Here is a 23428-nt window from a genome sequence, read left to right on the forward strand (position 1 = left end):
TTACAATGCAACACCGTTAACCATTAATTTTACATCAATATTACCACGGACTGCATTTGAGTAGGGGCAGACCTGGTGTGCCATTTTTACTAGCTCAGAGGCGGCTTGTTGATCTAATTTAAGTTCAATTGATAACGAGACGGTTAACACAAAACCACCCGCTTCATTTGCCCCAATACCGACCGTTGCAGTTGTAGGTGCAGATTTTATGGCTACTTTAGTTTCAGCTGCAACATGTAAAATAGCATTTGAAAAGCAAGCCGCGTAACCTGCAGCAAATAATTGCTCAGGATTAGTTGCTTCACCCGTCCCCCCCATCTCTTTTGGGTAACTTAGTGCAACATTTAATTTGTTATCGTCAGTGCTTACTTGTCCGTTTCGTCCTGCGAGTGCTGTTGCTGATGTTGTGTATAACGTTGTCATGAGTATTTCCTTGTAAGACAGGTCAATTAACCTTGTAATTTTGATTGCCAGCAATTAGATTGCGCACAATTCATTTTTGTATAGTAATTGAGTTTTTAGAGTAAAGCAAGTATATTGTGCACAATGTATTAACATCTCAATCAAAACATGGGATCACAACGTATGACAAAGCCAACTTCAACATCAGACCTTATTTTAGACAAGCAGATCTGCTTTTCTTTATACAGTGCATCCAATGCAATGAGTCGCGCCTATCAGCCTCTGCTCAAAAAATTGGACTTAACTTACCTGCAATACATCGTAATGATGGTGTTATGGGAAGATTCAACAATGAATGTCAAAACATTAGGTAACAAAGTGCATTTAGATTCAGGTACCTTAACGCCTTTATTGAAGCGCTTAGAAGGTAAAGGTCTGATTATTCGTGCGCGTTGTAAAGAAGACGAACGCGTGAGAGTGATTAGCTTATCTGAGACAGGAGGCAAGTTACGTCAGAAAGCAGAACAAGTACCGACGGATATGTTTTGTAAATCGAAAATGACCCTTGAAGAATTAAATAACCTTAAGCTATCTTGTGACCTTTTACTTAAAAATTTAGCCACAATGAATTAATTCACTGTCACCTTTTAACAAAAAAAACACGCCCTTTAGGTTGAGTGAACTTCCTGAGCACAATAACCGTGCTGATTACATTTAGCCCTCACAATAACTTTAGACGTGTTTTGAGGGGGATTGATATGACACAAACGGCGGATAAAAGGTTGCTCGTTATCATGTGGATGTGCAAGTACCCTCTTGCCAAGTTCATTTCCCTTTAAGTCCGCGACTTACCACCATCAGCATAATGGCCCAGGCTTCATCATTGTGGCGTAACTGCGTATCAAAATACCAATCCCCCTGCGGATACTGTGTCACCGTTATTTTTTTGACCTGAGCGTAATCGAGAGAGACTGAAAATGTGATTATACTTCATGTTATCAGCAGAAAAAAACGCACTAAAATAAGGTAAACATTAATAATTTAATCACTCCGTTATCTCTTTTAATTTAACTTGCCAATATCCAACATCAATCCAACGATCAAACTTACATCCAACTTCTTTAAAATGCGCGACTTTGCTAAAACCAAATGACTCTTGCAACTTTATACTTGCTTCATTTGGCAATGCAATAGTAGCAACGACAACATGAAAACCTGATGCTTTTAATCTTGCTAAGATTGCTTTATAAAGCAACGTTCCGTACCCCTTTCCTGATGCTAAATGATGAAGGTAAACCGTTATTTCAGCTGTGTTTTTATATGCCGAACGTTCAGCCCATTTTGTCGCATAAGCATAACCAACAACGACACCTTTTCCATTTTCTATCACCAACCAAGGATAATCTTTACTGTAAGATTTAATGCGCTGACGCATATCGGACTCAGAAATACGCTTTTCGTCAAATGTGACCACCGACTGTTCAACATAATAATTATATATCTCACAAATGGCGTAGGCATCACTTTGCAAACATTGTCGAATATTCATATTACACTTTGCCTTGGGTGGACGAGAAACGAACCATGAATGAAGGATTTTGCTTAATTAACCTTAAATCTAAATAAGTAATACGGCTATTTCAGCACTGGTGTTAGAAGTTCATTATATGGATTAATACCAATTGGAATAAATAGTTAATCAATCTTGCTGGTTAAAACAAATCATTTCATCGTTGCAAGTTTCGTAAAGGGAACAATCCTTTACGTCAACTTGCGCCTTGAACTAATCTATTTTTCCTGCGCAATATTAAATCACATACTTAATCCAATGGGTATAATATCCAGAAAAGTGCCCATTAACCAGAACTCAGGTGAAGGGCAACAACGATAAAAATGAAAGACAGATTTAATCCATCTTTGATTCATGCACTATTTTTTCTTACGAATCAGTCCTTCTTGAATTGTTGAAGCAACCAACTTGCCATCGCGGGTAAAGAACTGACCACGTACTAACCCTCGTCCATCGGAAGCGACGGTACTTTCTACGGCATATAATAACCACTCATCTAAACGAAAATCTTGATGAAACCACATTGAATGATCAATGGTTACCACTTGCATATTATGACTTAAAAATGAGACACCGTGAGGCTGTAGTGCCGTTGGTAAAAAATTAAAATCAGAAGCATAAGCTAAAAGATAGCGGTGAATGCGTAGATCATTCGGCATTTTCCCATTCGCTCTAAACCACACTAAGCGTTTTGCAGGTTCAATTTCTGGCTCAACAGGGTGCACAAAAGTCACAGGACGCATCTCAATCGGTTTTTCACAGACCAATTTATCACGAATATGATCAGGTAACATATCAGTATGAATAAGCGCCATATCTTGTTCTGAGATTAATGCTTCTGGCTCAGGCGCATAGGGCATTTTATCTTGATGTTCAAAACCTTTCTCTTTCGCTTTAAATGAGGCGGTCATATAGAAGATAGCTTTGCCATCTTGAATTGCTTTAATGCGTCGTGCAGAGAGGCTACGACCATCACGAATACGTTCAACATCATAAACAATGGGCCGATCCGTTTTACCCGGGCGTAAAAAATAAGAGTGAAAAGAGTGTACTCGCAGGTCATCTTTTACTGTCTCTTTAGCAGCGGAAATAGCTTGTCCCATTACTTGACCGCCAAAAACCAATCCTAACCCAAGATCTTGACTCTGACCACGGAACAGGTTCTCTTCTAACTTTTCTAAACTGAGCTGATCTAACAGATCATTTAATACTTTACCCATTTCGAGCCCCTTTTCAAAAACAGAAAAAGGCGTACAAGACGCCCTTTTTATTTATTAAAGTTATCTATTAACAAACGATTATAGTGCCATTAATAGAGCACGTACTTGCGCGAAATCAACGGGCAACTCTTTAGAAAGCAGTGCTAAATCAGCGCGTGAAGCCAACGCTTCTGGAATGAAAATTTCACGCCCTAAAATAGTTTCAACGCTCTCTTTAAATTTAGCAGGATGCGCGGTACAAAGGAACAGACCGGTTTCACCCTCTTTAAGCTGTTTGGTTAATTCACTGTATGCAATTGCGCCATGAGGCTCACACAAATAACCTAGTTTATCTAACTCAAGCAACGCTTCTTTGGTTTGTGCATCACTCAATTTACCATAACCTAACTCACTTAAAGACCAGCCTTTCACTTTAAACAGCTCTTCAATACGTGGCCAGTTATTTGGCGCACTGACATCCATTGAATTTGAAAGTGTAGGAATAGTTGCTTTCGGTGTCCAAGCCTCACCTGCTAAGTAACGCGGTACAGTATCGTTTTCATTGGTTGCTGCAATAAAACGTTTAATCGGTAAACCCAATGCTTTAGCAAGTAGCCCTGCGGTTAAATCACCAAAATTACCACTTGGCACAGAAACCACTAATTCTTTACGTTGCGCTTCATCTAACTGTGAAAATGCTTCAAAGTAGTAACAGATTTGTGCAAGTAAGCGACTGATGTTAATCGAGTTTGCAGAGTTTAGACCGATGGCTTGTTTAAGCTCTACATCATCAAAGGCTTGCTTAACCATTGTCTGACAATCATCAAAGGTACCTTCAATTGCAATGGTGGTGATATTGCTACCTAATGTACAAAACAGTTTCTCTTGCAGTGGGCTAATTTTACCTTTTGGATAAAGGATCACCACATTGATGTTTTCCATCTCAAAGAAAGCATGAGCAACAGCAGCACCTGTATCACCTGATGTTGCTGTTAAAATAGTGATTTTACCATCATCTTTAAACGAGGCTAAACACTGCGCCATGAAACGGCCACCGAAGTCTTTAAATGCCAATGTAGGGCCGTGAAAAAGTTCTAATGCATTGATATTATTAGTGACTTTTTTAACAGGCGCGGGAAAAGTGAATGCCTTTACTACGACACTGTGAATCGTCTCTTTGGTTAATTCATCACCGATTAAATGCGCTAATATTTCCGTTGAGCGATCAACTAAATTCATTTTCAGCAGTGAGTCAATGTTTGTTAGTGGCGTGATGCTATCAGGAAAAAACAGCCCCTGTTTACGCCCTAAGCCTTGTTTAACGGCTTGTTGAAAGTTTACTTGTTCAGTGTTGTCGCTGATATTGTATAAATTCATAGTTCTGTTCCTAACACGCGCGCACCCTGTTCATCAAGGTGGCAGATATGACAAAATCCTTCATCGTTTTGAAGGAAATTTTCCGTTAACCAATGTTTTAATAATTCTGCTTGTTTAAGGTCGGTCATCACTACAAATACAGTGGGGCCAGATCCTGAAATACCCATCGCCATTGCGCCACACTGCTCAGAAAATAAACGCGCTTCTTTAAAGCCCGGAATAAGTTGCGCACGATACGGCTCTGCAATCACATCTTTAAGCATTTTTGATGCTAGCTCGGGTTGATTGCTATGACAAGCATGTACAAATGCCCCTAAACGGCGACCATAAGTCAGCGTTTCACTGAGGCGATATTGCGCAGGTAAAATATCACGTGCAGCAGCCGTTGAGATAGTAATACCCGGATAAGCAACGATCCAGTACCATTGTTTGAATGAAGGGATTTTTTGACTAATAATATCGCCTTCATTGATCATCAGTTGCATGCCACCTAGGTAACAGGGGGCAACATTATCGTAATGTACACTGCCACTGATAATACCTTCCATCTCACCCATCATTGCTAGCATGATATTTTTATCTAATGGGTATTTATGCAGTGCATTTAACGCCTCTAATGCAGCCACTACAGAACTTGAACTTGAGCCTAAACCACTGCCCACAGGCAAGTTTTTCTCAAGAATAATATCCACATTTAACAGTGTTGTCTCGGTTGCCAGTAACGCATTTTTAAACGCCAGATAACAATCAAAGACAATATTCTTTTTAGGATCGCTTGGCAGTTTATCTGCAAAACGGCCAACACAGCTAAAAGTAAAGGCTTCGCTACCTTCACTAATCTGTACACGATCACCTAATTGCTGACCATCAATAGGGGTTAATGCGCCACCTAACACATCAAAACCAACACTTACATTGGCTGTTGAAGCAGGTGCGTAAACGACTAATGACATTTTAAAACTCCTGTTTCTGAATTTGATCGTTGTGTTGCATATTCAATGCACAAAAACGTTTAAGCTGTATTGTAATAACAAGCAATTCAAAATACATGGTTAAAACTCCTGTTTCCAATTCAGTGTTCTTAACACATCAGCAAATATGCCAGCCGCAGTGACTTCTGTACCTGCGCCATAACCACGTAATACTAATGGAATGGGTTGATAATATTGGCTATAAAATGCTAATGCATTTTCGCCATCTTTTACTTTATTCATCGGGTCGTCAGCATCAACGGCCTGAATGCTACATTTACATTTTCCATCAACAATACTGCCGATGTAACGTAATACTTGATTCTTTTCGTTCGCTTTTTCTTGTAATGCTTTAAAATAAGCGTCTGCTTCGGGCAAACGCGCCATAAATTCATCAGGTGTGCCAGTGTCATCAAAGCCCGGTGGCAGTGCTTGCTCTATTTCAACATCTTCTAATGAAATATCCATGCCGGCTTCACGCGCTAAAATCAGTAGCTTACGAGCAACATCTGTGCCACTTAAATCATCACGAGGATCAGGCTCAGTAAAGCCCATGTTACGTGCTTCAGTGGTTACTTCTGAAAATGACTTGCCTTCATCGAGTTTACCAAAGATAAATGACAGTGAACCCGATAAGATACCGTTAAATTTAAGCAGTTGGTCTCCCGCATTAAACAGGTTTTGCATGTTTTCGATAACAGGTAGACCGGCACCGACATTAGTATCGTAAAGGAATTTACGACGTTTCATCAGTGCGGTTAAGCGTAGTTGACGGTAATAGTCCATGCTGCTGGTATTGGCTTTTTTGTTAGCCGTAACCACGTGGAAACCCGCCCCTAAGAAATCAACATAACGGGCAGCAATCGCATCGTTGCTGGTACAATCCACAATCACAGGGTTGATAATATGGGAATCATTCACTAACGCTTGCATTTTAGACAGTGATAAGGGATGCGTTGCATCTTTTAACAGATCGCGCCAATTATCAAGTTCAATGCCTTTTGCATCCATCAACATCACACGACTATTCGCCACACCACAGACGCGAATTTGAATATTACGCTCTGCTAAACGGGCTTGCTGACGGTGAACTTGATCTACCAGTGCACCACCCACACCACCACAGCCAATCAGGAACATATCGATATATTGCACACTGGCAAAGAATTTTTGATGACAAGCGATAACCGCTTCTTGTGCTTTTTTCTCAGAGACGACCACCGAAATTGAACGCTCAGATGACCCCTGTGCAATGGCGGTAATATTGATTGAAGCTCCTGTGAGAGCCGTTAAGAAACGAGCAGCTATCCCTTTCGCTTTTTCCATGCCATCACCGACTAATGAGATGATCGCTCGCTCTTTAACCAGTTCAATAGGCTCTAATAAGTTATTTTCAAACTCAAGGCTAAACTCCTCTTGTAATGCATCAACTGTTTTATCACAGTCGGGGGAACTTATACAAAAACTTAAGCTATATTCAGATGAAGATTGAGTGATTAAAATAATAGAAACGCCTGCACGCGAAACAGTACTGAAAATGCGCCCAGCCATGCCAACAATGCCTTTCATACCCGCACCCGAGATGCTGATCATAGTCAAGTTTTTAAGATCTGAGATCCCTTTCACTTGTAATTCCTCATTACTTTGCTGAGCACCAATCAACGTACCCGGTGCTTGTGGATTGTGAGTGTTTTTAATCAAACAAGGAATATGATATTGGGCAATTGGCGCAATTGTTTTAGGGTGTAATACTTTTGCACCAAAGTAAGAAAGCTCCATCGCTTCTGCATAACTTAACGAGTCTAATAATTTAGCATCTTTTACTAAACGTGGATCGCAACTATAAACGCCATCTACGTCAGTCCAAATTTCACAACATTTCGCGTTTAAACAAGCGGCCAGCACGGCAGCAGAGTAGTCAGATCCATTGCGTCCTAATACTAATGTTTCCCCCTTGGCATTCCCCGCGGTAAACCCCGGCATCAAGTAGATAACATTCTTAATAAGACCCTCTTTTGCAAACAGCGCACGTGAAGCTTCTATATCAATGTGTGCTTCAAGATAACCGCCCTTTTTAGACATTAATTTTTGTTGTGGTTTTATCACCTCAACATTGTGTCCTTTGGCAATCAATAACTGCTTCATACAAGCGATGCTCAGTAGCTCACCTTTACTTAATATTTGTGCTTCAATGCTCGGAGGACACTGAGATAACAAGCGCACACCTTCAAGCAGATCCGTCAAATGAGCAAGTTCACGCTCGAAAAACGTTTTTAATAGGTCGTCAGCAAGCTCTGAGTAAGTACTTTTTAGTCCTTTAATCAGCTCAGAAAAAATACGCTGAATATCAAACAGATGACTATCTGCTGATAAACCGTTACTGGTTTTTTCTACCACAGCAACTAAGTTATTAGTCACCCCTGCAGGGGCTGATAAAACTAAAGCGATTTGAGACTGTTGCTGATTATTGATAACAATATCGGCAACCTGATTAAAACGTTGAGCATTAGCTAGTGATGTGCCACCAAATTTAAGTACACGCATTTGAACGATTCCTGCTTTCTAGTATAAAAAAACCCGCAAATAGGCGCGGGTTTTAAAAGGTTATTTATCTCATTAATTTAACGATGCTGGCCGATTGTTTATAAAACACGGCTAAAAAAGGATTAAATTGATAAAATAGATGCTTAAACATAATCTTAAATAAACTTATTAATGGTTAAAATAATGAAAGTCATTGTAGCAAAGCTTTTAGGAGTGTTAAACATTTCACTCATTATAATGCTATAAAATTAACAGGTTGATTCATATCAATGAACAATCTCTAATTTCTCCCGCAATAAACAATCTAGTTGTTATCTGAATGTTAACTATTTATAGTGACAGGGCTAAAAAAGGGGCATTTATTGGTTAAATGCCACATTCACTTTAAAACAGTGCGATTTACATCAACAAAACAGCTTTATATGTAAAAAAATTGTTTAATAAATTTAACGTTAATAAATTAAAAGTAAAACACAAACACCAAGCTACTTTCTTACGTGTTGATTTTAACGTTCATTCAAAAAGTGAAACAAAGAATTCAAAAAAATAGGAGTACACCATGTCAACAGCCAACATACTTATCGTTGAAGATGAGTTAGTTACACGTAACACCTTAAAAAGTGTTTTCGAAGCGGAAGGCTACCAAGTCTTTGAAGCCAATGATGGCAACGAGATGAACACAGTGATTAGCGAAAACACCATCAACCTGATTATTATGGATATTAACCTGCCGGGTAAAAATGGCCTGTTATTAGCACGTGAACTGCGTGAAATTCAGAATATCCCGCTGATCTTTTTAACCGGTCGCGATAATGAAGTAGATAAAATTTTGGGTCTTGAAATTGGTGCAGATGATTACATCACTAAACCATTCAACCCACGTGAACTGACCATTCGTACACGTAATCTTTTAACGCGTACCATGCAAGACAACCTCTACTTTGAAGAGGTTCGCAAAAAAGTGGAAAACTATAAATTTAATGGTTGGACACTTGAGATAGATAGTCGCTCACTGATAAGCCCCGATGGTTCATTGTTTAAACTACCGCGCAGCGAATTCCGCGCAATGTTACACTTCATCGAGCATCCGGGCAAAATTCAAACCCGTGCCGAGTTGCTGATGAAGATGACAGGACGCGAACTAAAACCACACGATCGCACTGTAGATGTCACTATTCGACGTATCCGTAAACACTTCGAAAGCATACCAGAAGGGGCAGAGATCATCGCTACCATTCACGGTGAAGGTTACCGTTTCTGTGGTCAGTTAGATTAAACTTAACGATGAGACATTAAAAAGGCGCTTTAAAGCGCCTTTTTTGGGGGTGGAATATCACTTTAGTCGTTGTATGTGAGTAATACCAATTCACTAATTTTATGATCTAATTGGCGACTCTTTGAAAGGTGGTGAAATATGAGACAAGATTTATCAAAAATTATTAATTCAACATCGGATGCGAGGTTAAGACTTCGCTTGCTCGCTGTCTCTCATTTTATTGAGGGTAAAAATAGAACTCAAATATCTTAATACTTAAAAGTAAGTCGAACAAGTGTTAATAGGTGGATTCAAAGTTACCTAACAGACGCTATTTCAGGGCTAAAAGAAAAGAAACATACTGGTAGGCGAAAAGAATTAAGTGAAATACAGTTAAATCAACTGAAAGAATTTATTGTTTCTACTGCTGTAAAGACCGATGGTGGTAGGTTATAAGGGAAAGATGTACAGTTATATATTTCCTCTGAGTTTGGTATTCAATATAAATTGTATGTAAAGGCCGATGGTGGTAGGTTACAAGGGAAAGATGTACAGTTATATATTTCCTCTGAGTTTGGTATTCAATATAAATTGTATGTAAAGGCCGATGGTGGTAGGTTACAAGGGAAAGATGTACAGTTATATATTTCCTCTGAGCTTGCTATTCCATTTGCTTTTAAACTTATCACAAAAGATATTCAATACTCAGAGATCGCGACAAAAAAATTAAAAAGCAACCGCTTAATAGCACTTAGCAAAGAAGATAAATTACAAGGGTGCTTTCAACGCATTGATTCATTAGATTGGTCAGACACTCCTTGGGTAAAAGGAATAGATATTCCCGTTGTTTTACATCGACAGACCTTTAAAAACAAAGATGGCAGTGAAGGGATATACTATTTGATGAGTAATGATGTTGAGCTAGATAAAGACGCCATAGAAACGATCTATCAAAAACGATGGAAAGTTGAGGTTTTACATAAAAACATAAAATCTAATACTGCATTAGCAAAATCACCAGTAAAAACAATAAAGACGCAAAGCAACCCTATTTTCATGTCATTACTAGCGACGGTAAAGTTAGAGTGCTTGAGTATAAAAAAAGGGCTAACGACATTCAGTTTGAAAATGAAACTTTATATCAAAGCGCAAAAAGTAGCAATTGAGGCTTTGCACCTAGAGCAAGCCTCAACTGCGTAACATCAGTTAATAAATTTTTATTTACTGATGAGAGCAAAACAGACAAAATCATAACCAATTGATTTTGAAGTTATTATCTATTTTTTATTGGTAGGGGGTTAATATATAAATCCCACTATTGAAAACAACAATTCCCAATAGTGGGATTTTATTAGATAAAACACGCGCTGCTAAATTGTTTAGAGAGCGTATAAAAGCTATTTAATATGTGGCGTATTAGTAGTCACATGTAGATTTTGTGCGCGGTGGCGAAGTAGGTGGTCTAATAAGGTGATGGCCATTTGCGCTTCTGCAATCGGCACAGCGCGAATACCAACACAAGGATCGTGACGACCTTTGGTTATCATCTCAGTTGCTTTTCCATCGGTGGTAATAGTGCGACCGGGAATAGTTAAGCTTGAGGTGGGTTTAAGCGCAATCGAGGCGATAATATCTTGCCCCGTTGAGATACCGCCTAAAATACCACCTGCATGATTTGATAAGAAACCCTCAGGGGTCATCTCATCACGATGCTCTGTGCCTTTTTGCTTCGCAACGGCAAAACCATCACCAAACTCCACCCCTTTCACGGCATTAATGCTCATTAAAGAGTGTGCCAGCTCAGCGTCTAAGCGATCAAAAACAGGCTCGCCCAAACCAACAGGAATATTTGAAGCAACCACGGTCACTTTAGCACCGATAGAGTTACCCTCTTTGATTAATGCTTTCATATAATCTTCAAGTGCAGGAATTTTACTCGCATCAGGGAAGAAAAAGGGGTTATTTTCGACTTCATTCCAGTCAATAACATCAGGCGTAATATCACCTAATTGGCTTAAATAACCTTTTATTTCAACACCCAATAACTCTTTTAAGTATTTTTTAGCAATAGCGCCTGCAGCCACGCGCATCGCAGTTTCACGCGCAGATGCACGGCCACCACCACGGTAATCACGATGACCAAATTTTTGATGGTAGGTGTAATCCGCATGACCCGGACGGAACAAGTCTTTAATTTCTGAATAATCTTTTGAGCGTTGGTCGGTATTTTCAATCATTAAACCAATACTGCACCCTGTTGTTTTCCCTTCAAAAACCCCTGAAAGAATTTTTACCTTATCACCCTCTTGGCGCATGGTGGTATAACGAGATTGCCCCGGACGACGACGGTCTAAATCATGTTGCAAATCTGCTTCGCAAATCTCAAGATTAGGGGGAATACCATCAACGATACAACCAAGTGCTGCCCCGTGGCTTTCACCAAATGTTGTCACTTTAAAAAGTTGACCAATGCTGCTTCCTGCCATAATTTTATCCTGTTTATTCGTAACTGCTCAGGCCGTTGCCATTTAAGCCTGAGTATTTACATTCTATTTTTATAAAAACACTTTAAATTTTAAGCGGTGCTGAGTAGATACTTTTGTTCTTTGTAAATAGCGACTAAATGACGATTAAGTCACATAAAATCAAGCAGGACTAACGTCCTGTCCCCGATACTATTTTATATTAATGTTATCTAACTGTGCTTTAGTGAGGACAAATACACCATGCCCGCCTGATTTGAATTCAATCCACTGAAAAGGGATTTCAGGATAAGCACTTTGCAAATGTACCTGTGAGTTACCCACTTCAACAAACAATAAACCATTGTCGTTAAGCATATCTTTCGCTTGGTTTAACATCTTACGCACTAAATCAAGGCCATCAACACCACAGGCAAGCCCTAGCTCAGGCTCATGTTTAAACTCTTCTGGCAAGTTTGCCATATCTTCATCATCAACATAAGGTGGATTTGAGACAATCAGATCATATTTTTCATTTTCGATACCAGAAAAAAGATCAGACTGCATCGGGATCACCTGTTGCTCTAAACCATGCCCCTGAATATTTATCTCAGCGACTTCTAACGCATCATCAGAGATATCCACCGCATCTACGTAAGCATCGGGAAACGCATAGGCACAGGCAATTGCGATACACGCACTGCCGGTGCAAAGGTCTAAAATACGCTCTGGTTTGGTGGTTAACCACGGTTTAAAACTATCGTTAATCAGCTCAGCAAACGGAGAGCGCGGTACTAAAGTGCGCTCATCAACGTAAAACTCAAGCCCTGCAAACCATGCGGTGTTGGTCAAATAAGCCACAGGAATACGCAGTTCAATGCGTTTTGCAATCAAGTCCACCAGCATCTCACGCTCACTGCGCAATAAACGTGCCGTTAACATTTCAGCACCACCGTGTAGCGGTAAACTTAATGACGGTAAAATAAGTTGTAGTGCATCATCCAGCGCATTATCAGCACCATGACCATAAAAGAGGTTCGCTTGATTAAACTGGGTGGTCGCAAAACGTAATATATCTTGGATAGTAAGCAGTTCACTAACCGCTTCTTCACGAAAAATCGATTCCAATTTTTTCTCCAACTGAGTTAAACTGCGTTTTCAAAATAGAGAGTTGGAAAAACCATGACCGATAAAAACAATGATGATGATTTTTCGCTATTTAGCGCAGAATTTTCGGGTATTAAAAAGTTAACGCAGGATACCATAAAACTAGCCCCTAAAAACATCAAGAAAAAGCAGATGGTCCAAGAAAAAGTGGCTGCCAATTTTGAAACAGAGCACTTCTCTGATGGTTTCCAGCCGCACCTGAGCGACGAAGGGCCAGTACGTTACAAACGTGATGATGCGCAAAAGTATCTGCTTAAACAGCTTCGCCGTGGTGATTTTTCACCAGAGATTATTCTTGATTTACATGGTTTAAACCAGTTAGAAGCAAAACGTGAATTAGGCGCATTACTTGCCTGTTGTAAAAAAGAAGGATTATATTGTTGCAGTGTTTTACATGGTGTAGGCACCTATGTACTTAAAAAACAGGTACCTTTATGGCTTGCACAGCACCCTGACATTTTAGCCTTTCACCAAGCCCCTCTTGAATTTGGCGGTCATGGTGCGTTATTGGTATTAGTAGAACTCGCCGACTGGCAGATGAAAAGAGAGTTTGAATAATGAAGTGAAGCGTTAGTTTCACTTTTGTTATTGACTCCGTTATTAAATGGACTCTTTTTTGCGAATAAGCTGTTAAACTCTCCCGATAAAAATAACCCTTTAAATAAGAAGAAATAGTAATGCTAATAGTCGATTACCAAAGTAAAAGTTATCAACGTTTTTTAGAGGATCTTCCTCAAATCGCCAACCACAAAGCACGTTTTCTGATCGCCTTTAATGGTGGCACAACAAGTGATCTAGCGGCTATCACAGAAGTGTTTACCTCCTATACAGAGCAGCAAGTACAACACTCAACCGCGATAAATGATAAAGCATCAGAAAGCGATGTAGCAGCACTGTTTAGTGAAACACGCAGTAGCCGAAATATATTACTGTTTGAAAATGCAGATATGCTATTTGATAAAAATACCGCACTAAAACGTTCACATGGACGAGACGATAGCTTTGATTTTAATAATTTGTTCAAAAATATTGCCAAACACAATGGCATTGTGGTGTTAGCCACAGACAAAAAACAAACCCTGAGTGCCGCTATGTCAACCAAAGTAGACCTGCTAATTCGCTTCCCGAATGCTTAGTCTGATGCTTCTGCGCATGATGAATGACATGACAAACAAGGAATCGTTACATAATAACTTGCGCTAAATTACTTTCCAAAAGCCTGAAGGAATCGTTACAAAATAACTTGCGATAAATTGTTTCCAAAAAGCCTTAAATGACTGGCTATTTTAAAAAAAAATCGCAAGTAATGTTGAAGCCAATCCTAAATGATTGGTTATTTTGAAAACAAAAGCGCAAGTAATTCTGAAGCCGATCCTAAATAAAAAGATAAAGAGTATAAATGCCGTACACAGAACTATTAGCACCCATAAAATCATTTCTTCACTGTGAAACGCCTGATGCTTGGGTTAAAGAAGCGATTCAGCCAGAAAACTTTTCAATGTTGTTATTGGATCATTTAGTCTGTGAATTAAAAGCAGCACAATCTGCAATGTACTTAATTCGTAAGTATGCAATTGACAAAGAGAGTGGTGATGCATTATTAGCATTGCTGCAACCCTTTGAACGCTTTATTTATAAAAGAGAGGGTGATTGGCGTGAACTGGTGGTTAAAAACAAACTCACTAAATCCGTTATTCCAAAATCAAACACACCTTACGGACAAGATCTGATTGATAAAATGGTGTTATTGATCAAAGAAGAGTTGCATCATTTTTATCAGGTATTAGAGATGATGGATCATTACGGTGTTGAATATAAAAGCATTACCCCGTCACGTTACGCGAAAGGCATGTTTAAGCACGTTATCACACATGAGCCCGATACATTAATCGATAAGCTTATTTGTGGCGCTTATATCGAAGCTCGCTCTTGTGAGCGCTTTGCAAAAATAGCCCCGCACGTCGATAAACGCTTAGGTGATTTTTATATCTCACTATTACGTTCAGAGGCACGTCATTATCAAGATTATTTAGCGCTGGCACAGTCTATCTCTCCTGTTGATATTAGCGCGCGCATTGAATATTTTGGAAAAGTGGAAGCCGCGTTAATATTAACCAGTGACAGTAATTTTAAATTTCATAGTGGTGTCCCAACTGAAAATGATGATGACCCTATTTAATGTCTAAGATTTTTATTATTGGATTGCCACGCACTGGCACGACTAGTATCAGTGTTGCTTTACTAGAGTGTGGCTTTAAAGTCGCCCATACCGCGTTTACCCAGCAAGCTTTTGAGTTGGCAGATGCTATTTCAGATGCGCCTTGTTTTTCAGATTATCAACAATTAGACAGGTTATTTCCCAACTCAAAGTTTATCTATTTACAAAGGGAATTGTCAAAATGGCTCCCTTCAATACAACGCTTATTAACTAAAATGACGCTGCATTTATTACCTAAAACAGGGCATTTTAACCCCGTATTAAAACGGTGTTTTGAGCAAACTTTTGAGCTTTGCAATAACGATTTATTCACCGAGGCACATCTATCCGCTTGTTACCAAAAACACCAGCAACAGGTTAAAGAGTATTTTCATGGTCGGCCTGATCTATTATCAATCAATATTAGTGAACAAGGCAGTTTACAAGCATTGTATGATTTTTTAGGACAAGAGAGCCAACATCTTAGCCTCTTCCCACACCTCAACAAGGGCGCTCAAGTCTCCAACTGGAGAGACTACAAACATGTTAATAAAATAAATAGTTTGAGTGCAGGTAAATACCATCGAAGATTTTTTGATTATCATTATTAGCGCAAAGCGTTCTTTCCGTCTATAACGACAGTAAAGCCACCGCAGCTTGTAATTTTTCATTGAGTTCACGATTGGTCAATACTTGCTTTTTAACATCAAAGTTATCAAAGAAACTGGGGATAGAGAGTGTCGCTTTCACATCCGCTGCAAAATAATGTGCAGAGCCAGCAGCGCTTGCTAATACACTGGCAGCACCACCAGGGCCAGGTGAGGTCGCTAACATTAATATCGGTTTATTTTGATAGAGCTTCATATCAATACGTGATGTCCAATCGAACAAGTTTTTAAAAGCCGCAGTATACGAGCCGTTATGCTCAGCATAAGAGATAATAATCGCATCCGCTTCGCCTAGCTTTTTGAAAAAATCTTGCGCTTGTTGGGGTTGTCCTAATTGCGCTTCACGAACATCACTAAAAATAGGCATCTCATAATCGTTAATGTCCAACACCTCAATTTCTGCGCCTTTTATTAAATTGGCAGCATAAGTTGCTAACATTTTATTAATTGAATTTTGACTATTACTGGCGGCAAATGCTAATACTTTCATGGTGTTTCCTTGCAGTGGTGATTCATTAAGTGAATGAATCATAACAATGAGTCATTCATTAATAAACATCAATAATGGCAAAAGATAATTTCCATATGCCACCTTATTAAACTGATTTAATATTAACCTAACCAAATAGCCATGTGGTTATCCCAGTGCCATTGCGTTTGTTGCATATTATGAACCCGCCCTAGCTCGCCATTACCGGTGCTTAATACCCTCTTTTGATGGTAATAAACAGCGCCGCAAACATCATTTAAAGACTGAATTTTTTGCAGTTTTTTATTGCTGATATGCCAAGTTGCATAACAGTTTCCACGTGGCGAGGTGGCTATTATCTGTTGCTCATTAATGGCAATGCTACCAATGTAATCATCAAAACGTAACCACTGCTCTTCAGCACCCATTAAGGGGCTGGCTTGTTGATCACCAAATTGATGCTGATAAACCAATGGCAGTAATTCATCTAGGCCTTGATATTGACAGGCAAACACCACCAGCCCCTTTTTATTGACGGATAAGTGACGAATACTCAGCTGCTGGTTTTCCAGTGTGATGGTTTGTTTCACTTGCCCGCTGGTTTTATCAATATAGAGCAGTGCAGGTTGCATGGTATCGAGGTTTGTTTTTTTGCGGCCACGGGTTTTAATACCACCAAGCGCCAAGATGAGATGTTGATTGTTTGGGTGCATCACAATTTCATGCGCCCCCAGACCCAAACCATTAAACTCGCCTATTTTAGTTATTTCATCACCCAGCTGATAGATACCAATGGATGTCTGCGATGAGTCACTCTCTCCTTCGCAGACATAAAGTAACCCTTGTTGATCAAAACAACCATGTCCATAAAAGTATTTTCCCGCTTCTATTTGATAATGATTGATCGTTTTACCCGTGGCGGGATCAAATTGAATCAGGTAATTGTCGGGGCGACGGGCAAACACCACCGCTTGTTGATGAATGTTATCAATGGCAATGCCATGACCGCGTGTGGGCAATACAAATTGGCTAAGTGTATTACCTTGTAAATCGCTTCCTACTAAAAAAAATTGCTGTTGCTGTTTAGCGCAAGCATAAAGTATGGGTGCACTATTAGTCATAGTGCTAGTAGTAGCAACACTCGCCGAGGGAAAAAGCCCAGCTAAGCTAAGCTGCGCTGAAAAACGTAGGAAGTCGCGGCGTAACATATCCTAATCACCATCGGTGGCGTTAAAACCAACGATAATATTAAGCGCGAGAGGCAACTCATCTTGTAGTTGATAACTGAGTTTATCCATGGACATTTTACTGCGATAAAGCTGCTTTAATCCTGTTTTGTCGCTGAGTAATTTTTTCAAACTGGGATCAACTGGCCAGCCAGTTAATAACTCTTTAAAAGTATCTTCAATGCTATTCGCGAGGTAAACTTTTTTCTCTGCTAATAACAGCGGTTTTACCCCTTGTAAAAAATATTTTTGCAGTGCTTGATAACTACTTTTAAGCTGCAACATTGACGTTTCTGAGCGCCATGCTTCTGCTTGATAAGGACGAGGATGCGTTTTACCCAGAGGCATTAAAAACTTTTTATTAATAAAACTAAGCTGATGAGAAAGCTCGGCAATCAAGCGTTGCTCAATCACTTTTTGCTGTTTTTTATCTTGGCTTTGTAACAGTAACTGCGGGCCATATTGCTCAGACCACGCCGTACTAATACGTTGGCTATTAGCATCTAAATGGGTTGCAATGGCGCTGGCTAATGGACAATTTTGAGCATTGAGTTGTTGCTCGAAAATCAATAACTCTAATGCACCTAAACCACGCACCGCCACACTTTGTTCACTTACCTGTTGGGCATTCCAATCCGTTTGTCCTGATTGTAATAACAACTTTATTTTACGCCCGGTAATGTCTTTTTTATCAGGCCAAAACTGTATCGACCAAGCAAGATCAAGATCGTTAATGGGCCCTTTGGTCACTCCTTGTAGGGGCATCCACGCTTGCATGGTTTGTAGCCAGCTTTGTTGGATATTTTGCTGCTCAGCAGAAAAATCAGCAGTGCGACAAAAGGCATGAATGGACGTGGCTAAAGTTTGACTTTTCTGATTAAAAAATTGGCTTTGCTCTATTTTTAACGTGTTGATCTGTTCCACGATATTAAAATCAGCACTGATCACAGGCGTTGCGATAAGACAACTGAGTAATAGTATTTTTTTCATTTTTAGACCTACAAAGAGTTAAGAAATTTAAGGAGTGCTTGACGTTCGCTCTGATTAAACGCTAATACTTGCTGTTTTGCTTGCTCAGCTTCACCACCATGCCAAACAATCGCTTCTAATATATTACGTGCTCGTCCATCATGCAGTAAAAAAGTATGACCGTTCACTTCTTGCTGGTAACCCAATCCCCACAAAGGTGATGTACGCCACTCTTGACCATTGGCTAAAAACTCAGGACGATTATCAGCAAGGCCAATGCCCATATCATGTAATAAAAGATCCGTATAAGGGGTTATTTTTTGCTCTGATAATGCCAGCAGTGTCGGGCGTTTCGCAGTGGTATAACTATTAATGTGACAAGCGTTACAATTTGCTTGCTCAAACAGTTTTTTTCCCGCGATAACTTGTGGATTATTAATACCTCGGCGAGCAGGAACAGCAAGATGTTGACTGTAAAATTCAACAAAATTAAGAATGTTATCACTAACCTCTAATTTTCCACCATGTGGCGCTTGTTGACAGTTTAACTGTTTATCGGTGCAATCATCGCTTAAAAACAGTCGAGAAGTTAGCCCTAAATCGCCTGCAAAAGCAGCTGCATTTTGTTGCATTAAAGTGGGTTGACCTGCTTTCCAGCCAAAACGGCCAATGGTTGTTTGTTGTTTTTCTATATCCCAAACATAATTAATTTTACCGCTGATACCATCTTTGTTGACATCATCAGGATCGGCATTTTTTAACATATCTTGCACGCTGATAGTTTCTAATAAGCCTAAACCTATCATGGCCGGAGCAACACGTGCAGAAAGCATGACATCTTGGTGCATCGGGCCATATTTTAGATCACTAATTGAGAGGGTTGGTGTGCGTAATTCAACGTGAAAGCCATCTTTAAACGACACCTTGTGATAGCTATATTGTATCTGCACTTGTCCTTCAGGTTCAATGCCCTGAATCGCCATATCTTGTAGTTGACCACCGTACGTTGGGTCACCAATACTGCCCTGCTTGATAAGCTTTTCTTTTTGCTCTGCTGTTTTTGCAGGAATACTCAAGCGTACTAACATGGTGATGGCATTGCTTTCTCCCGCTTCTTTGCCTTTGCCACGACCATCTTTGATATGACAACCTTGGCAAGCGTTAGTATTCATGATCGGACCCAATCCATCACGTGCATCGGTACTTGCAGGTGCACTTACCCAAGGGTTACGAAAAAAACTATTACCAACGCTAAAATCAAGTCGTTTCATCATTTCGAGATTACTTGCTGGCATCGAATAGGCGTTACTGCCTGTTTGTTTGGTGGTTGTGCCACCGCCTGATTTGGCTGATTCTGCCAGTGTTGGCATGCTTAAAAGAAGAAAAAAAAGAGGAAAAAACTGTGGCTTCATAGTATTTTAAACTCAAAAAAAAAAGGCGGAAAGTTCCGCCTTACTATATATCACGCGATTTTAGAGCTTAAAACTCGTGATCGGCGGTATCTGAATTTAAGTTAGTAACCCCTAAAACACCTGCCGCTTTTTCAATTTCAGCCGTTTGTACCACTAAGCTTTTAATGGATGCAGCGACTAACGCATTACCACTTTTATTACCTGTTGCAATCAGTTGATCAAATGCAGTGCCTTTTTCTGCCGAGCTAACCAATGTATGTACTTGATTGTCCGCCGCAGTGACCGCTTTTGAGGTTTGCTTGGCGACGTTTTTATCACTTTTAGCAACCAAATCATTCAGGCTTGGACCCGTTACTTTTGTACCATCGATACGTGTGTAACTACCGAACCAAACATTGCTGATCCCTTTTTGGTTAAAGTAGTGTGAGTTATGCGTATTGTCAGAGAAACAATCATGCTCATCTTCAGGAGAGTTCGCTTCTAATGCCACTTTCATACGCTCACCCGCAAGTTCACCCAGTGAAAGCGACCCCATGCCAAACAGCATGATACGCAGACCCTCTTTGGGCGCTTTTGCAGTTAATTCACTGCGGTAGTTTTCACCATTGTCAGCCCATTGTGTTTGCATCCAAGCAAGGTCGCTCACTAACAGTGTTGAAGTCGCTTGTAAGTATTCAGCACGGCGGTCACAATTTCCACCCGTACAGCCTGTACCTTGTACATAATCTGTGTAACTACGTGCGCCAGCACCTGCATTGGTTCCGTTTAAATCTTGACCCCATAATAGGAACTCAATCGCATGATAACCCGTTGCAACATTTGCTTCAGAGCCTGCAAGTTCATTTAAACTTGCAAGTAATTCAGGGGTGATTTTATTGACATCAATTTTGTTATTACCGATTTGTAACTCTTTATTCGCGATAATATTCGCCGTTGCTCCTGCATTACCTAATTCGTGATTATAAGCACCTACTTTAACATAATCGATCATACCTTCATCAAGTGGCCATGCGTTTAACTGCCCTTCCCAATCATCAACAACGGCATTACCAAAACGAAATACTTCACTTTGCTGATAAGGAACACGTGATGCAAGCCAAGCCGTTTTAGCAGACTTGAGTGTTTTCTCTGATGGTGAAGCAATTAAATTTTTAATCGCTTTATCAAGTTGCTGTGCAGTAGTACCTGCATCTTGATATACCGCAAGGGCGATATCTGCATAATGGTTAACCACCTCTTTGGGCTGTGTTGCAAATGCATTTTGGCTAATAAATGCGGTACTAATAAATAATGCGAGAGCACTTTTTTTCATGTTGATCTTCCTTTGTATCTACAAGATAGTTGTTGTTAATGGTTATCATTAATTTCATTATGCAATTGTAAAACGAATTGATAATGATTTGCAACACACTTTGTAAAAAATTTGTTATAATATTTTCAGCTCATATTGTTAAGGATGATTTATGCCACTCTCTCGTCGCCGTTTTATTGCCAGTTCACTGCTCTTACCTTTTAGCACCTTGCTTCCACGCATTAGCCTTGCAAGCCCCGAAGTGGGATTTGATTATGTGCTAACCGCACAACCAGCAACACTTGATATCTCCCCTGAGGGTTCAACTGCAGGTTTCGGTTTTGATGGACAATTTCCCGCCCCTGTTTTGCGTGCTAAGCAGGGTCAAAAGATTCGTATTAAATTTATTAATTTACTAAAAGAGCCAACCACCATTCATTGGCATGGTTTGCGTATTCCCATTGAGATGGATGGCGTACCCTTTTTAAGTCAGCCTCCGATTAAGTCCGGTGAATTTTATATTTATGAATTTACGCCACCTGATGCGGGTACTTTTTGGTATCACCCCCATGTAAATAGTATTGAACAATTAGGCAAAGGATTAGTGGGCGCGTTTATTGTCGAAGAGTCAGATAATGAACTAAAAAAATTAGCCTTTGATCAAGATATTCCTCTGCTACTTAAAAACTGGCACCTTGATGATCAAGGCCACTGGTTACCTTTTTCGACACCGAGACAATCTGCACGCATGGGTACACCCGGACGTATTGAAACCATTAATGGTTTACGCGCGCCACAATTAAAAGTACAAGCGGGATCGTTAGTACGTTTACGATTTTTAAATGTCGACAATACCGTGATGTATCGAATTGTAATGCCCAAAGGACTTGATGCAAAAGTAATCGCTATTGATGGCAATGCCGTTAATGTACCTTTTTCTTTACACGAACCTTGGGCGATGGGACCCGGTATGCGCTTAGATATCGCTTTTATTGCCCCATCAAAAGAGGGGCAAGTGATTGATATTAAAAACCGTCAAGGCAAACTTAACTTCAACTTTTTTACCCTAATAACGGAAGGTAAAGCAGCACAAAAAACAAAAATAATTCCTACGTTACCCGCTTCTGTTATCCCAGTACCCGATATAAAAAATGCACAAAAAATCAACTTCACTTTCGAGTGGCAAGGCGCAATTACTCCTGCGGATAAGTTATTGCAAGGTAAACATGATTTTTGGGTGATCAACAAACGTGCATGGGAAGGCATGAGCAGAGACAATATTCCAGCACCTTTGGTAAAATTAGAGTTAGGTAAAAGCTATATTTTTAATTTGCGTAACGTCACGCAATATCATCACCCGATTCATCTACATGGGCATACATGGACAGTATTAAAATCTAATAAACGTGACATTCATCCTCAGGGATACCACACAGACACGGTTTTATTAGGTAAAAATGAAACCGTACAAGTAGCCTTTGTTGCAGATAACCCCGGACGTTGGATGTACCACTGTCATGTTATTGAGCATATGAATACTGGGTTGATGGGCTTTATTGAAGTAAGCTAGATTAATTGAGCGTTGCATTTTTTGTAGGAACTAACCTAAAAAAACCAGCAAACAACGAGGTAAATATACAATTTCCAACACTTAGCTTAAGGGGTTTATACCCCTGTTACTTCAAGATGCTTTGTCAGGCACAAGTTCGACAATTAGAACAAGGCGCAACACGAGGTAATCTATCGAACGGTTAACTGCGTTAACCTTCTAGCGATAGGATTAAAAAAAAGACTTTAATCCTTTATTGTCATTCACTTTTTGAGTGTTGCAACGCTGAGCTGGTTTTCGAGCTTGCGCCCCGCAGGGCAAGGCAACTTGTACCAATCTACGTTGTTATAAAATTTCGACTTAGAATGACTATTAAATAATTAACGTCTTTATGTTAATTATACCGATAGAGGATTAATGTGTTTTTATTAATCTCTCGAAAGGTTCAATTTTATGCCTAGTATATCGGCATAATTTGCCTTGCTGACTTTGCATCTTGAAGTATTATGGGTATATCTATTTCACGTATTTTCTTAGGAAGCATGACGTGGGGGCTGCAAAATAATCAACAGGAAGCCAACGCGCAGATTGAATATGCACTCTCGCAAGGTATTAAATTTTATTGATACCGCGGAGATGTATGCTATACCCACCCAAAGAGTCAAGACAAAAAAAGCAGGGGGCACATCGAAAAACGGAT

Annotated in this window: 20 protein-coding genes and 2 pseudogenes; 9 read left to right on the forward strand and 13 right to left on the reverse strand. The window is 39.8% G+C overall.

All coding sequences use genetic code 11. The features are described 5' to 3' along the window. Positions 1-423: an organic hydroperoxide reductase Ohr gene (gene ohr / locus G322_RS0103900; RefSeq protein WP_022940503.1), complete on the reverse strand. Its 423-nt coding sequence runs from the start codon at positions 421-423 to the stop codon at positions 1-3. Between the two features lie 162 nt (positions 424-585). On the opposite strand from ohr, the gene ohrR reads away from it, so the two are divergent. Continuing rightward, positions 586-1035, forward strand: a complete 450-nt coding sequence (ohrR, locus tag G322_RS0103905) for a transcriptional regulator OhrR (RefSeq protein WP_022940504.1) — start codon at positions 586-588, stop codon at positions 1033-1035. Positions 1036-1447: 412 nt separating this feature from the next. On the opposite strand, the gene G322_RS0103910 is transcribed toward ohrR, so the two are convergent. The 5 genes from G322_RS0103910 to thrA all read right to left on the reverse strand — a co-directional run bounded on the left by G322_RS0103910 (position 1448) and on the right by thrA (position 8063). Beyond that, entirely contained in the window at positions 1448-1951 is a 504-nt protein-coding gene (locus G322_RS0103910) for a GNAT family N-acetyltransferase (RefSeq protein WP_022940505.1), read from the reverse strand. Positions 1952-2331: 380 nt separating this feature from the next. Further along, a complete protein-coding gene (tesB, locus tag G322_RS0103915) occupies positions 2332-3192 on the reverse strand; it encodes an acyl-CoA thioesterase II (protein ID WP_022940506.1) in 861 nt (286 codons plus the stop codon). 78 nt (positions 3193-3270) lie between these two features. Next, positions 3271-4548, reverse strand: coding sequence for a threonine synthase (gene thrC, locus G322_RS0103920; protein WP_022940507.1), 1278 nt, complete (start codon positions 4546-4548; stop codon positions 3271-3273). Further along, on the reverse strand, positions 4545-5501 hold the full coding sequence (gene thrB / locus G322_RS0103925) for a homoserine kinase (protein ID WP_022940508.1): 957 nt from the start codon (positions 5499-5501) through the stop codon (positions 4545-4547). Before thrB ends, thrC begins: the two co-directional genes overlap by 4 nt. Positions 5502-5600: 99 nt before the next feature. Next, a complete protein-coding gene (thrA, locus tag G322_RS0103935; RefSeq protein ID WP_022940510.1) occupies positions 5601-8063 on the reverse strand; it encodes a bifunctional aspartate kinase/homoserine dehydrogenase I in 2463 nt (820 codons plus the stop codon). A 559-nt stretch (positions 8064-8622) separates the two neighbouring features. On the opposite strand from thrA, the gene arcA reads away from it, so the two are divergent. Then, complete coding sequence (gene arcA / locus G322_RS0103940) at positions 8623-9339, forward strand: two-component system response regulator ArcA (RefSeq protein WP_022940511.1); 717 nt, start codon at positions 8623-8625, stop codon at positions 9337-9339. A gap of 618 nt (positions 9340-9957) precedes the next feature. Continuing rightward, positions 9958-10518 (forward strand): annotated as a pseudogene (locus G322_RS19875) (IS701 family transposase); the annotation flags it as partial. A gap of 197 nt (positions 10519-10715) precedes the next feature. Here the strand turns inward: G322_RS19875 and aroC are convergent. Next, positions 10716-11804, reverse strand: a complete 1089-nt coding sequence (gene aroC, locus G322_RS0103950; protein WP_022940513.1) for a chorismate synthase — start codon at positions 11802-11804, stop codon at positions 10716-10718. Positions 11805-11993: 189 nt separating this feature from the next. Beyond that, entirely contained in the window at positions 11994-12908 is a 915-nt protein-coding gene (prmB, locus tag G322_RS0103955; RefSeq protein ID WP_022940514.1) for a 50S ribosomal protein L3 N(5)-glutamine methyltransferase, read from the reverse strand. Positions 12909-12962: 54 nt separating this feature from the next. On the opposite strand from prmB, the gene smrB reads away from it, so the two are divergent. The 4 genes from smrB to G322_RS0103975 all read left to right on the forward strand — a co-directional run bounded on the left by smrB (position 12963) and on the right by G322_RS0103975 (position 15755). Continuing rightward, positions 12963-13505, forward strand: coding sequence for an endonuclease SmrB (gene smrB, locus G322_RS0103960; protein WP_022940515.1), 543 nt, complete (start codon positions 12963-12965; stop codon positions 13503-13505). 119 nt (positions 13506-13624) lie between these two features. Beyond that, positions 13625-14083 (forward strand): AAA family ATPase, encoded by a 459-nt coding sequence (locus G322_RS0103965; RefSeq protein ID WP_022940516.1) that lies wholly within the window; start codon positions 13625-13627, stop codon positions 14081-14083. 263 nt (positions 14084-14346) lie between these two features. Beyond that, the gene (miaE, locus tag G322_RS0103970; RefSeq protein WP_022940517.1) at positions 14347-15126 is read left to right on the forward strand and encodes a tRNA isopentenyl-2-thiomethyl-A-37 hydroxylase MiaE; all 780 of its coding nucleotides are present in this window, start codon (positions 14347-14349) and stop codon (positions 15124-15126) included. Then, positions 15126-15755 (forward strand): sulfotransferase family protein, encoded by a 630-nt coding sequence (locus G322_RS0103975; RefSeq protein WP_022940518.1) that lies wholly within the window; start codon positions 15126-15128, stop codon positions 15753-15755. Before miaE ends, G322_RS0103975 begins: the two co-directional genes overlap by 1 nt. A gap of 19 nt (positions 15756-15774) precedes the next feature. Here G322_RS0103975 and G322_RS0103980 read toward each other — a convergent pair whose 3' ends face one another. The 5 genes from G322_RS0103980 to G322_RS0104000 form a co-directional block, all read right to left on the reverse strand. After that, complete coding sequence (locus G322_RS0103980; protein WP_022940519.1) at positions 15775-16302, reverse strand: NADPH-dependent FMN reductase; 528 nt, start codon at positions 16300-16302, stop codon at positions 15775-15777. 122 nt (positions 16303-16424) lie between these two features. Further along, a complete protein-coding gene (locus tag G322_RS19880) occupies positions 16425-17489 on the reverse strand; it encodes a DUF1513 domain-containing protein (RefSeq protein ID WP_022940520.1) in 1065 nt (354 codons plus the stop codon). 3 nt (positions 17490-17492) lie between these two features. Further along, positions 17493-18497, reverse strand: coding sequence for an imelysin family protein (locus tag G322_RS0103990; RefSeq protein ID WP_022940521.1), 1005 nt, complete (start codon positions 18495-18497; stop codon positions 17493-17495). An 8-nt stretch (positions 18498-18505) separates the two neighbouring features. Next, positions 18506-19888, reverse strand: coding sequence for a di-heme oxidoreductase family protein (locus tag G322_RS0103995; protein ID WP_022940522.1), 1383 nt, complete (start codon positions 19886-19888; stop codon positions 18506-18508). 67 nt (positions 19889-19955) lie between these two features. Then, positions 19956-21200 (reverse strand): imelysin family protein, encoded by a 1245-nt coding sequence (locus G322_RS0104000; protein ID WP_022940523.1) that lies wholly within the window; start codon positions 21198-21200, stop codon positions 19956-19958. Positions 21201-21351: 151 nt separating this feature from the next. Between G322_RS0104000 and G322_RS0104005 the strand changes: the two genes are divergently transcribed. Continuing rightward, positions 21352-22749, forward strand: a complete 1398-nt coding sequence (locus G322_RS0104005; RefSeq protein ID WP_022940524.1) for a multicopper oxidase family protein — start codon at positions 21352-21354, stop codon at positions 22747-22749. A gap of 485 nt (positions 22750-23234) precedes the next feature. Beyond that, positions 23235-23428: pseudogene (locus G322_RS24090) on the forward strand (aldo/keto reductase); the annotation flags it as partial.

It is taken from the genome of Psychromonas hadalis ATCC BAA-638 (genome assembly GCF_000420245.1).
GTDB classification, from domain to species: domain Bacteria; phylum Pseudomonadota; class Gammaproteobacteria; order Enterobacterales; family Psychromonadaceae; genus Psychromonas; species Psychromonas hadalis.